Consider the following 11492-nt stretch of genomic DNA (forward strand, 5'->3'; position numbering starts at 1 on the left):
GGAGACCGGATCCCGGACGGTTTGATCGAATGACGGGCGCTGCGGCGCCGTCAGCCCTGCGCCAGCTGTTCGCGGTGCATTTCCAGAAGCGCCACTTGAACGGCCGCCTGGAAGTCCATGATCTGCTCACGCATTTCGTCGTCGGAACATCCTTTGGCCGTCAGGTCGGCAGCCAGGCCGCGGCAGGTCGAACGCCAGTAATCGGCAGCGGCCTTGCCATGGTAACGGTCGAGATCCTCGGCAGCCTGCCGCACGAGATCACGACGCAGATGCAGCGGAAAGAAGTGGACGGAACGCGATACAGTGGCCGTGGCCACACTTTCTCGAAATGACATTCAAAGCACCCTTACGTTTCATCTCCGAGTTAAAGGCAACAGAGTTAACGAAGGGTTGAATCGTCCCACCGATTTTCAGGCCCCGTCCCGCAACGGCACGCCGGGCCGGCCCGCCGGACAAAATCGAGCGCCGGAGCGGACAGAAAAACGGCCCCGCGAACTGTTCGCGGGGCCTTTGATTCGCAGGCGATGAGATGCCTGAGGCTCAGGGCAGCGTATAGGCGATCACATAATCGCCGGGCTTGGTGCCGACCGAGCCATGGCCGCCGGCGACCTGCACGACATATTGCTTGCCGTCGATACCGTAGCTCATCGGCGTCGCCTGGCCGCCGGCCGGCAACCGCGCCTTCCACAGCTGCTTGCCGGTCGTCAGATCGTAGGCGCGCAGATAATCGTCGACGGCAGCGGCGAGGAAGGCGACGCCCCCCTTGGTGATCATCGGACCGCCGATACCGGGCACGCCGACCTTCAGCGGCAGCGGCAGCGGCGTCATGTCGTAGACCGTGCCATTGCGGTGCTTGTAGGCGATCTTGCCGGTCCGCAGATCGACACCGGCGACGAAGCCCCAGCCCGGCGCCTGGCAGGGCACGCCGATCGGCGACAGGAACGGTCCCATCTTCACCGCATAAGGCGCGCCGTCATTGCGGTTCAGCCCCTGTTCGGAGGCCTTTTCGTCGGCGCCCTTCGGCGGCACGTCGGCGCGCGGCACCAGCTGCGAGGTAAAGGCCAGATAGGTCGGCATGCCGAACATCACCTGGCGCTCGGGGTCGACGGCGACCGAACCCCAGTTGAACGTGCCGAAATTGCCGGGATAGATCAGCGAACCCTGCAGCGAGGGCGGCGTATACTGGCCCTCGTATTTCAGCTTGTGGAACGCGATGCGGCAGGCCAGCTGGTCGAACAGGCTGAGGCCCCACATGTCCTTTTCCTTCAGCGTCGGCGGGCGGAAGGACAGGTCGGAGATCGGCTGGGTCAGGCTTGCATGATCCTCGGGAATGGTACCGCCAGGTGCCGCGATTTCCTTGACCGGGATGATCGGCTCGCCGGTCTCGCGGTTCAGCACATAGATGTCGCCCTGCTTGGTCGGGCCGACCAGGGCCGGGACCGTCTGGCCGTTCTCCGTCAGATCGATCAGCACCGGCTGGGCCGGCACGTCCATGTCCCAGAGATCGTGATGCACGGTCTGGCGCACCCAGCGATCCTTGCCGGTCGCGATGTCGAGCGCGACGATGGAGGAGGAATATTTCTCCACATTCTCGGAGCGGTTCATGCCGAGCTGGTCCGGCACCTGGTTGCCGAGCGGCACATAGACGAGGCCGAGCGTCTCGTCGACCGAGAGCACCGACCAGCTGTTCGGAGAATTGGCCGTATAGGTCTGACCTTCCGGCAATGGCGCGGTCTCGGTCGGATTGCCCGAGTCCCAGTTCCACAGCAGTTCGCCCGTCTCGACGTCGAAGGCACGGATCACGCCGGACTGTTCCTTGGTAGAGTAATTGTCGTTGACCGCCCCGCCGATGATGATCTTGCCGTCGACGATCACCGGCGGCGAGGTCGAATAGTAGTAGCCGGCCGGATCATAGGGCATGTTCTGCTCCAGATGCAGCATGCCCTTGTCGGCGAAGCTATCGCAGATCTTGCCCGTTTCGGCGTCGAGCGCGATCAGGCGCGCATCCGAGGTCGGCAGGTAGACACGGCTGACGCAGGACCCGTCGGCGGCGGCAACGCCCTGGTCGTAATAGGAAACGCCACGGCAGGTCTGATGTTGCCGGTCGGGGTTCAGGCCGACATTCGGATCGTATTTCCACTTTTCCTTGCCGGTGGCGGCATCGACGGCGATCGCCCAGTTATGCGGCGTGCAGAGATAGAGCGTGTTGCCCACCTTCAGCGGCGTCACCTGGTAGGTCGTCTCGCCGACATCGCCGGGCTGCTTGACGTCGCCGGTCTGGTAGGTCCAGGCAACCTTGAGCTTCGACACATTGTCGGTGGTGATCTGGTCGAGCGGCGAATAGCGCTGGCCGTAGGGCGTGCGGCCATACTGGTGCCAGTCGTCCGCCGGCACATCGCCGCCATAGGCAATTTCCGTCGCCACCGTCTCGGTCGGCAGAGCCCCTGCCATGTCCTGCGGGTCGGTAAACAGCGCCGCCCCGGCGACGATGATCGCCAGCAGCACCGGAACGGCGAGCGGCCAGGGCCTTGCGGAATAGCGAAAGCCGTTGACGCCGGTAAAGCCGAGCGGCCGGCGGACCCACGGCGTCAGCAGCCAGAGCCCTGCCAGCACGACCACGCCGCCGCGGGTGCCGAGTTGCCACCAGTCCAGACCGACTTCCCACAGCGCCCAGGCGAGCGTCAGGACGATATAGACGCCGAACACCCACAGCACCACGGCCCGCTTCATCAGCAGCAGCACGGCCGATGCGAGGAAAAACAGGCCGGCAATGAGATAATAGGGACTGCCGGAGAGAGAGACGAGTTCGCCTCCCCCCACCGCCAGCACGAGGCCGATCAAGCCGAAAACGACGGCAGTCAGGACAAGAAGCATACGAAACCCGTTCGGTTCTGGAATGGCAAAAACAGACGCACGCCCGCCAGTTGGGGTCGCGCAACTAAGGCGAAACGGTGGCAAACGCGGATTGTTCCCTGCCGAACGGAAATGAATCCGGCGGTTCTCCGGTGGTGGGAACGCAATCGCGTTTGAAGGGGCACCACTAAGGCCCGTCCCCCCATAAAAGGCTGGCAGATGCGGAGGATCAAGCCCCGAAAAGGCATGGTTTTTCAGTCGCTCCGCAGGCTGAAGCATGCCTGACGCCGATCCACCGGCAAAGTGCCGAAATCATGGCACATTTTCCCGAACATTACATAACCCCCTGAAAACCTTACGGATCTGTAACTCACCTCGCCAAGGTTTGGTCATTATTCGGGCCAAGTCTTCGCCGCGTCGCCGGGGTGGTTGTTCCCTCAGCCTCGGTCCCGACGACGGGAATTTTATCGTCAACCTGCATTTTGGGAGAGATGCGATGGTCTCACCACGTCACCTTTCACCCGCCGCCCTCGTTCTCGGCAGCCTCGTCCTGTGCGCCCTGCCGGCCCATGCCCAGGAGGCGGCCAAGCCGACCGGGCTCTGGCTCACGACGAATTTTCCGGTGCTCACCGAGCAGATCGGCCAGCAGGCGACGCTGTCGCTCGATCTGGCCAATGCCGCCATGCCGCCGGCCCGTGTGTCCTTCGAGGTCGCCGGCCTGCCGTCCGGCTGGACATGGCAGCTGCTCGGCGATGGCAAGCCGGTCAAGGCGGCCATTGCCGGCCCGGACCAGAACCGCCAGCTGCAGCTGAAACTGACCCCGCCGGACGGCGAGAAGCCCGGTGACCTGCGCTTCACCGTCAACGGCCACACCGACAACGGCCAGACGCTGAGCCTGCCGATCGAAATGACGATGGCGGCCGCAAAGCCCGACGCGCTGACCTTGAAGCCGACGCTGCCGGCACTGCGCGGCACGCCGAAATCGAGCTTCGACTACGACGTGGCGATCCACAATGACAGCACCGAAGACAACACCGTCAACCTGATCAGCCAGACACCGCCCGGCTTCTCCGCCGTGTTCAAGGAGCAGTACGGGTCGAACGAGCTGAGCAGCCTGCCGCTGAAGGCGGGCGAGACCAAGACGGTGAAGGTCTCCGTCAAGCCGCCGCATGACGTGTCCGCCGGCCAGTACCCGGTCTCGGTCGCCGCCTCCGACCCGAAGGCGCAGGGCAAGACCCAGCTGGTACTCGACATCACCGGCCAGGCCGGTCTGACCCTCGCCTCGGCCAATGAGCGCCTGTCGGGCAGCGCCGAAGCCGGCAAGGACAGCACCTTCGATTTCGAGATCGCCAATTCCGGCTCGGCACCGGCCGAAAACGTCTCGGTCTCGGCCAATGCGCCATCGGGCTGGAAGGTTTCGGCCAAGCCCGACAGCATCCCCGAACTCGGGCCGGGCGAAAACACCAAGGTCGCCCTGACCCTGACGCCCTCCGACAAGGCGATTGCCGGCGACTATATGGTTGACGTGCACGCCAAGGGTGATGGCCTCTCAGACAGCCAGCAGTTCCGCGTGTCCGTTACCACCTCCACCCTGTGGGGTGCGGCAGGCCTGGCGATCATCGCCGCCGCCGTCATCGTGCTCGGCTTCTCCGTCACAAGGTATGGCCGCAGATGAGCACCGATACGAAAACCCTCGGCGAGCCCGTCATCGAGGCCCGCGGCCTGACCAAGCGCTACGGCGCGGCGGTCGCGGTCGATGCGCTCGACCTCACCATCCACCGCGGCGAAGTCTTCGGCCTGCTGGGCCCGAACGGTGCCGGCAAGACCACCACCATCCTGCTGCTGCTCGGGCTGACCGAACCCAGCGGCGGCACGGTCAAGGTGCTCGGCCGCGACCCCTTGCGCGAACCGCTCGCCGTCAAGCGGCGGGTTGGCTATCTGCCCGATGCCGTCGGCTTCTACGACACCATGACGGCCCGCGAGAACCTTGCCTATACCGCAAGGCTCGGCGGCATCCGCGAGGCCGACGCCGCCACCCGCATCGACGAAGCGCTGGAACGGGTGCGTCTGCCGCATGTGCGCGACCGCAAGGTGCAGACCTTTTCGCGCGGCATGCGCCAGCGGCTCGGCATCGCCGAGCTTCTGGTCAAGCGCTCGGAGATCGCCATCCTCGACGAGCCGACCTCCGGCCTCGATCCGCAGTCGACGCAGGAGCTGCTCGAGCTAATCACGAGGCTTGCCCGCGACGGCATGACCATCGTCCTGTCCTCGCATCTGCTCGGCATGGTCCAGGCGATCTGCTCGCGCGTCGCCCTGTTCAATGCCGGCAAGGCGGCTCTGGTCGGCCGGGTCGACGAACTGGCCGGCGAAGTGCTCGGCGGCTCCCATGTCGTCGAATTCGAGGCCGGCGATTGCGACGGCCTTGCCATTGCCTCAACCGTCGAGGGCGTGCTCAGCGCCACGCCCACCGGCCCCCATGCGGTCCGCGTCGATGCCGACCGCGACGTGCGGGCGGATCTCGCCCGTGCGATCACGGCCGCCGGCGGCAGCCTGACGCGGCTGTCGATGGACCGGACCAGCCTCGACGAAGTCTATGCGCGCTATTTCGAACAGGTGCAGCATGCGGCGTGAAGGATCCCCATTTACCGGCCTGTCGACGGTGGCGCTGAAGGAAGCCGCCGACCACATGGCAAGCTCGCGCATGCATCTCGTGATGCTGCTCGTGCTTCTGACCGCCATCGGCTCGATCTATGGCGCGATCGGCCAGATCAAGGACAGCGTGGGCCAGGATCCCTTCCTGTTCCTCCGGATCTTCACCACGGCGAAACAGCCGCTGCCGTCCTTCGTGGCCTTTCTCGGCTTCCTGCTGCCGCTGATCGGCATCGCGCTCGGCTTCGACGCGGTGAACGGCGAATATAATCGCCGCACCATGAGCCGCATCCTTTCCCAGCCGATCTTCCGCGACGCGCTGCTGGCGGGGAAATTCCTCGGCGGCCTGATCGTCATCGGCATCTGCCTGCTGACGCTCTGGCTGCTGGTGACCGGCATGGGCATCCTGATGGTCGGCCTGCCGCCGTCTGGCGAAGAGGTGTTGCGCGGCGTCGCCTTCCTGATCGCCTCGCTCGTCTATGCCGGCGTCTGGCTTGCAGTGTCGATGCTGTTTTCGACCCTGTTTCGGGCGCCCGCCACCTCGGCGCTCGCCGCCCTCACCCTGTGGCTCGTGTTCACGCTGTTCTGGGGCATGCTGGCGCCGCTGGTCGCCTCGGGCATCTCGCCCGCCGATCCCTATGACCCGATGACCATTGTCCACCAGGCCGAATGGGCGCAGGCGATCGGGCGCATCTCGCCGGCCATGCTCTATCAGGACATCATCCAGGCGCTGTTGAGCCCGGAGACCCGCACCCTCGGGCTCGTCTTCATGAACCAGCTGCAGGGCGCGCTGATGGGAGCCCCGCTGCCCTTCGGCCAGAGCGCGCTGCTGATCTGGCCGGAACTGTCCGGCCTGATCGCCGCGATGATCGTCGTCTACACGATCAGCTATGTCGCCTTCCAGCGGCAGGAGATCCGGGCGTGACCTGAGCGCCCACCCGCCATCGACCGTCCCCCGTACTCTCCCGGGGGCCGGTCGTCTCGCCCCCGGCTGCACGCGAACACTCAACCGCGGGATCACTCGGCCGGGCGGCAGCCCCTTCTTCCCGTCAGACCCGTCGGTGGGCGGGAAGAAGGCGGTCGCCCCTGAAAGCCTGCGGGCCGGCACTCAGCCCCCTGCCGCCGACACCGCCGCATCGTCCTCCGCCGCATCGGCGATATAGCCGCCCGTCTGCCGTGCCCAGAGCCTGGCATAGAGGCCGCCGCGTTCCAGAAGCTCGGCCGGCGTCCCCTCCTCCACGATCGCGCCCTTGTCGATCACCACGATCCGGTCCATCTGCGCGATGGTCGAGAGGCGATGGGCAATCGCGATCACCGTCTTGCCCTGCATGAGCACGTCGAGCTTTTCCTGGATCGCCGCCTCGGCTTCCGAATCGAGCGCCGAGGTCGCCTCGTCGAGCACCAGGATCGGCGCGTCCTTCAGCAGCACCCGGGCAATCGCCACCCGCTGCCGCTGGCCGCCCGACAGCTTCACCCCGCGATCGCCGACATAGGCGTCGTAGCCGCTGCGCCCTTCGGCATCGACGAGTTCGGCGATGAAGCCGTCCGCCTGCGCCATCTCCGCGGCCCGCTCGACCTCTGCCCGGCGCGCCCCCGGCCGCCCATAGCGGATATTGTCGCCGACGGAGCGGTGCAGCAGGGACACATCCTGCGCGATCACGCCGACCCTTTCGCGCAGGCTCGTCTGCCGCACCTGCCGGATATCCTGGCCATCGATCAGGATACGGCCGGCGCTGACATCGAAGAACCGCAACAGCAGGCTGACCACCGTCGACTTGCCGGCGCCCGACACGCCGACAAGGCCGAGCTTCTCGCCGGGACGGATCGTCAGGTCGAGATGGCGGATGACCCGGCGGTCGGCATGGTAGGAGAAACTCACCCTTTCGAACCGGATTTCCCCGGCTGTCACCGTCAGCGGCGGTGCGTCCTCGACATCGACGATCGTCGGTTTGGCGGTGATCACCGGCAGTGCGTCGCGGATCGTGCCGGCCGCCTGGAACACCTGCTGCCCGATTTCCATCAACCCCACCGCATTGCCGGCCAGACGCTGCGCCACCGTCACGCCGGCGACGAAATCGCCAAGCGAGGCATAGCCGTTGACCAGACAGTAAAGCCCGACGGCGAACATGCCGATCCAGAGAAACAGCAGATTGCAGGTCACCAGCGACACGACCGTCGTCACATAGAGACGGTTCTCCTGCTGCCGCGTCGCGATGCTTTTGAGCATCACCTTGCCCAGCGCCCCCGCCTCGCTTTCTTCGGCGGCGAACTGCTTGACCATGCCCATATTGGTGTAGAGGTCGGTCAGCGTGCCGCTGATCCGGCTGCGCGCCGCCGCCACCCGTTTCGACCGTTCGGTAAAGCTCGGCACGGCGCGCACGACGATCACCGCAACGACGATCATCCAGACCAGCACCGGCAGGACGAGCGGCCAGGCAAAGGCCGTCAGCAGCACCAGCGCGCCGCCGAACTGCATGATGAAGCGCGGCACTTTCTGGGCTGCCACCATCATCTGCTGCTGCACGGCCTGCGACACCTGGCCGATCCGGGCCGCCACCTGTCCGGCAAACTGGTCCTGGAAAAACCCGAGATCCTGCCGCTCCACCGCCTTGTGGCCCTGCCACTGCATGGCGACCGGCATGCCGATGGCCAGCGACTGATAGAAGATCGCATCGGCAAGAAAGATCGTCAGCGGATAGGCCGGAAACAGCATCAGGCCGAACAGCACCAGCATGTCCCAGTGCGCGCGCAGAAAGACTGCGGCGCCCATGGCGCCTACCCCGTCGATCACCTTGGCAATCCCCCAGATCAGCGCGAGATTGAAGGTTTCGCCAAGCACCAGCAGCACGGTGAAAGCGACAAGGGGCGGCCAGAACATCCGCAGGAAATGCCACACCAGCGCAAACGGCCCGCTGGACGGCATCGGCCGGTAGGCAATGTCGAGCGGACGGATAAGGTTCTCGAACGGTCGGTAGATCAGATCGGCAAGGGACATGTCAGCTCGCTGGGATCGCAGACGCAAGGCTGGAGACGCTATAGGACAACGGCACCGGAACTGCCGCTATCAACCATGCTTAACATAGGGCACGCATCACTCGACCCCTGATATAGAGGGGCCGCGCAGGGCATGCAGGTCGGTCGGGCCGCTTTGACCTCTATTTCGACAAAAGGGAGGAAGTCGGAAAGATTGCAACCGTGGCGGCGGTGCTACATCGCGCCGGCACAGCCACACTGTAATTGGATGGGGGACAAATGACGGACATGACGGTGCTCGCATTCGCCTTGGTCGCCTTTATCGGGATCGCGACGCCCGGTCCGACGGTGCTTCTCGCGCTGGCGAACGGTTCGCGGTTCGGGCCACGTCGCGCCTGTTTCGGCATGATCGGCGCGGTCCTTTCCGATTTCGTGCTGATCGGCGCCGTCGCCCTCGGCCTCGGCGCCCTGCTTTCAGCATCGGAATTCTGGTTTACCATCGTCAAATGGGTCGGCGTCGGCTATCTGGCCTTTCTCGGCGTCCTGTTGCTGCACTCCCGGGGCACGCTCGACAGGGCGCTCCGCTCGGCAGAAGACAGGGCGACCGGATCGGCGAGCGCGCTCTTCCTTAAGAGTTTCCTCGTGGCGGTGACGAACCCCAAGGGCTAGCTCTTCTTCTCCGCCTTCCTGCCCCAGTTCATCGATCCGTCCGCACCGCCGATCGAACAATATGCGACGCTCGCCCTCGTCTTCGCCACCATCGATGGGCTGGTCATGTTCGGCTACGCCTTGCTCGGATCGCAAGCCGTCCGGCTGTTGCGACAATCCGGTGCACTCTGGCTCGACCGTCTCTGCGGCAGCGCGCTTCTGGTTCTGCCCGGCTCGCTGGCGCTCTATCGCCGGGCAAGCTAGCGCGGCCGATCTCGCCGCGCCGGTCCGGGACTCCGCCGCCGACAGCGTGGTCAATCCGGTTTGACAACCGGCATTTAGGTTGATATCAACTTTATCTGCGCCGCGCATGCGTGATCCGTCGTCTCGGCCCGCGCACCGTATGCCCGACTGCGCAAAATTGGTTTATAATCCAACCTTGACGGTTCCGTGGGAGGACATGGTCAATGCCGACAGTAGAGTTTCGCTGGTTTCTGGTCGCCGCCGGCGGCCTTCTCGGCTGCGTGGCGATCGGCGCCATGTTCTGCCTGCCCGTCTTCCTGCTGCCGATGTCGAAGGACACCGGCTGGTCGACGACCGGCATCTCGTCGGCGATGACCGTCGGCTTCATCGCCATGGCGCTGGCCAGCATGGTCTGGGGCAATCTGTCCGACCGGATCGGTCCCCGCCCCGTGCTCCTGACCGGCTGCACGCTTCTGGTCGCAAGCCTGCTGGGGGCCAGTGTTTCGCCCTCGCTCGTCGCCTTCCAGCTCTCCTTCGGTCTGCTGAGCGGGCTTGCGGTCGCCGCCATCATGGCGCCGATGATGGCCTGCGTCATCGGCTGGTTCGACACCCATCGCTCACTGGCCGTCTCGCTGGTCTCCGCCGGCATGGGCATGGCGCCGATGACCATGGCGCCGTTCGCCGCCTTCCTGATCGAGGGCCATGACTGGCGCACCGCCATGCAGATCATCGCGGTGGTCGCGGCCTGCCTGATGATCCCGGCCGCCCTGGTCTTTCGCCGTGCGCCGCAGCGGGCGGCGGCGGCCGGCGGCGGACAACCGGCTGCACCCGACATGCCCGATGACGAGATCACCACGGCGCAGGCGCTGCGCTCGCCGCAATTCATCATCCTGTTGCTGACCAATTTCTTCTGCTGCGCCACCCATGCCGGCCCGATCTTCCACACCGTCTCCTATGCGCTGACCTGCGGCATCCCGCTGGTCGCGGCCGTCTCGATCTATTCGATCGAGGGTCTGGCCGGCATGGGCGGGCGCATCGCCTTCGGCCTTCTCGGCGACCGTTTCGGCGCCAGGCGGGTGCTGGTGCTCGGCCTCCTCGCCCAGGCCTTCGGCGCGCTCGCCTATGTCTTCGTCCACCAGTTGGTCGGCTTCTACGCGGTCGCCGCCACCTTCGGCTTCATCTATGCCGGCGTCATGCCGCTCTACGCCGTGATCGCGCGGGAGAACTTCCCGCAGCGGATGATGGGCACGGTGATCGGCGGCACCGGGCTTGCCGGCGGCCTCGGCATGGCGCTCGGACCGCTGGCCGGCGGGCTGATCTACGACGAGTTCGCCAGCTATACCTGGCTCTATGTCGGCGCCTTCGCCATGGGCATCGGCGCCTTCCTGGTAGCGGCCACCTTCAAGCCGGTGACGCGGCGCTTCACCCCGCAACCGGCGCTCGCCTGACGCAAGGCGGGGCCAGCCCCCGCCGGCAGGCTGTCCGGCCCACCCCTTCCTGCCCTCGGCAAGGAGACTGCCATGCAGGTCACCCAGCATCTGTGGTTCGAAAAAGACATGGAAGAGGCGTTGAACCTCTATACCTCGCTCATTCCGGGGTCGCGGATCGAATGGATCTCGGCGATCCCCGCCGACACGCCGAGCGGCCCCGCCGGCAGCGTCCGGCTTTCCGGCTTCTCGCTCGGCGACCAGCGCTATATGGCGATCGAGGCCGGTCCGCTCGATCCGTTCAACCACAGCTTTTCCATCGTCGTCACCTGCGACACCCAGGCCGAGATCGACCATCTCTGGCACACCCTGTCGCAAGGCGGCTCGACCGAGCAATGCGGCTGGCTGCGCGATCGCTACGGCCTTTGCTGGCAGATCACCCCTGCCCGGCTCGGCACCCTGATGGGCGGTGACCCGGCCAGGGCGAAACGCGTCACCGAGGCCATGCTGAAAATGACGAAATTCGATATCGCAGTCCTCGAGACAGCCGCGGCCTGAGCCGCGGCGCGGGCTGTTGCGCCGGCGAACGGGACCTCACCCCGTGGGCAGTTCGGCAGTTCGGCAGTTCGGCAGTTCGGCAGTTCGGCAGTTCGGCAGTTCGGCAGTTCGGCAGTTCGGCAGTTCGGCAGTTCGGCAGTT

General features: G+C 65.6%; 8 protein-coding genes and 1 pseudogene. 6 read left to right on the forward strand and 3 right to left on the reverse strand.

Annotated elements, in window-relative coordinates; genetic code table 11:
- Positions 1-50 precede the first annotated feature (50 nt).
- Positions 51-335: a DUF6074 family protein gene (locus J2Z17_RS24705; RefSeq protein ID WP_245224338.1), complete on the reverse strand. Its 285-nt coding sequence runs from the start codon at positions 333-335 to the stop codon at positions 51-53.
- A 205-nt stretch (positions 336-540) separates the two neighbouring features.
- The gene (locus tag J2Z17_RS24710) at positions 541-2874 is read right to left on the reverse strand and encodes a glucose/quinate/shikimate family membrane-bound PQQ-dependent dehydrogenase (protein ID WP_209949432.1); all 2334 of its coding nucleotides are present in this window, start codon (positions 2872-2874) and stop codon (positions 541-543) included.
- A gap of 475 nt (positions 2875-3349) precedes the next feature.
- Here J2Z17_RS24710 and J2Z17_RS24715 point away from each other — a divergent pair, with 475 nt between their 5' ends.
- Genes J2Z17_RS24715 through J2Z17_RS24725 form a run of 3 tightly spaced genes read left to right on the forward strand, consistent with a single transcriptional unit; the run spans position 3350 to position 6427 of the window.
- Positions 3350-4528: a COG1470 family protein gene (locus J2Z17_RS24715; protein ID WP_209949434.1), complete on the forward strand. Its 1179-nt coding sequence runs from the start codon at positions 3350-3352 to the stop codon at positions 4526-4528.
- Positions 4525-5484, forward strand: coding sequence for an ABC transporter ATP-binding protein (locus J2Z17_RS24720; protein ID WP_209949436.1), 960 nt, complete (start codon positions 4525-4527; stop codon positions 5482-5484). Before J2Z17_RS24715 ends, J2Z17_RS24720 begins: the two co-directional genes overlap by 4 nt.
- Positions 5474-6427 (forward strand): ABC transporter permease subunit, encoded by a 954-nt coding sequence (locus J2Z17_RS24725; protein ID WP_209949438.1) that lies wholly within the window; start codon positions 5474-5476, stop codon positions 6425-6427. Before J2Z17_RS24720 ends, J2Z17_RS24725 begins: the two co-directional genes overlap by 11 nt.
- A gap of 183 nt (positions 6428-6610) precedes the next feature.
- On the opposite strand, the gene J2Z17_RS24730 is transcribed toward J2Z17_RS24725, so the two are convergent.
- A complete protein-coding gene (locus J2Z17_RS24730; protein WP_209949440.1) occupies positions 6611-8497 on the reverse strand; it encodes an ABC transporter ATP-binding protein in 1887 nt (628 codons plus the stop codon).
- A gap of 257 nt (positions 8498-8754) precedes the next feature.
- Here J2Z17_RS24730 and J2Z17_RS24735 point away from each other — a divergent pair.
- From J2Z17_RS24735 to J2Z17_RS24745, 3 genes and pseudogenes are all read left to right on the forward strand, one after another.
- Positions 8755-9387 (forward strand): annotated as a pseudogene (locus J2Z17_RS24735) (LysE family translocator).
- Positions 9388-9590: 203 nt separating this feature from the next.
- Positions 9591-10814, forward strand: coding sequence for an MFS transporter (locus J2Z17_RS24740; RefSeq protein ID WP_209949442.1), 1224 nt, complete (start codon positions 9591-9593; stop codon positions 10812-10814).
- Positions 10815-10886: 72 nt separating this feature from the next.
- Positions 10887-11351, forward strand: coding sequence for a VOC family protein (locus J2Z17_RS24745; RefSeq protein WP_209949445.1), 465 nt, complete (start codon positions 10887-10889; stop codon positions 11349-11351).
- Positions 11352-11492: the final 141 nt, after the last annotated feature.

The sequence above is a fragment of the Heterorhizobium halophytocola genome, assembly GCF_017873095.1.
Taxonomy (GTDB): domain Bacteria; phylum Pseudomonadota; class Alphaproteobacteria; order Rhizobiales; family Rhizobiaceae; genus Allorhizobium; species Allorhizobium halophytocola.

Coding starts and splice junctions, on each gene's coding strand:
- J2Z17_RS24705 (WP_245224338.1), bottom strand. CDS start 335: ATGTCATTTCGAGAAAGTGTGGCCACGGCCACTGTATCGCGTTCCGTC.
- J2Z17_RS24710 (WP_209949432.1), bottom strand. CDS start 2,874: ATGCTTCTTGTCCTGACTGCCGTCGTTTTCGGCTTGATCGGCCTCGTG.
- J2Z17_RS24715 (WP_209949434.1), top strand. CDS start 3,350: ATGGTCTCACCACGTCACCTTTCACCCGCCGCCCTCGTTCTCGGCAGC.
- J2Z17_RS24720 (WP_209949436.1), top strand. CDS start 4,525: ATGAGCACCGATACGAAAACCCTCGGCGAGCCCGTCATCGAGGCCCGC.
- J2Z17_RS24725 (WP_209949438.1), top strand. CDS start 5,474: ATGCGGCGTGAAGGATCCCCATTTACCGGCCTGTCGACGGTGGCGCTG.
- J2Z17_RS24730 (WP_209949440.1), bottom strand. CDS start 8,497: ATGTCCCTTGCCGATCTGATCTACCGACCGTTCGAGAACCTTATCCGT.
- J2Z17_RS24740 (WP_209949442.1), top strand. CDS start 9,591: ATGCCGACAGTAGAGTTTCGCTGGTTTCTGGTCGCCGCCGGCGGCCTT.
- J2Z17_RS24745 (WP_209949445.1), top strand. CDS start 10,887: ATGCAGGTCACCCAGCATCTGTGGTTCGAAAAAGACATGGAAGAGGCG.